This window comes from Stenotrophomonas sp. SrG, assembly GCF_050031795.1.
GTDB classification, from domain to species: domain Bacteria; phylum Pseudomonadota; class Gammaproteobacteria; order Xanthomonadales; family Xanthomonadaceae; genus Stenotrophomonas; species Stenotrophomonas rhizophila_A.
Genome location: NZ_JBNBBE010000089.1, coordinates 1 through 309, shown reverse-complemented (window position 1 = coordinate 309; position 309 = coordinate 1). Strand labels below are relative to the sequence as shown.

Here is a 309-nt window from a genome sequence, read left to right as displayed (position 1 = left end):
CGGATGCCCAGTTCCGGACCGTTCTCGTCGAAGCGGACCAGGTCGCTGCTGGGCTGTAGCTCGATCCGCATGCGCGGATGCAGGCGAGAGAAACGCGGCAGGCGCGGCACCAGCCAGCAGTACGACAGCGAGCGCAGGGTGGTGATCCGCAGCGGCACCACAGCGGCCTGCGGGTGCAGGTTGCCGGCCACGGCGTTGGTGTCGCGCAGGGCGGCGGCGGCGGCGTCGGCCAGCTGGCGGCCTTCGGCGGTCAGGCGCACGCCACGGGCATGGCGCTAGAACAGCACCGTGCCCAGCAGTGCTTCCAGC

General features: G+C 71.8%; 1 pseudogene. It reads right to left on the bottom strand.

Features of this window, described 5'->3' with window-relative positions:
• Nucleotides 1–309, bottom strand: a pseudogene (locus tag ACQG3P_RS19090) (LysR substrate-binding domain-containing protein); the annotation flags it as partial.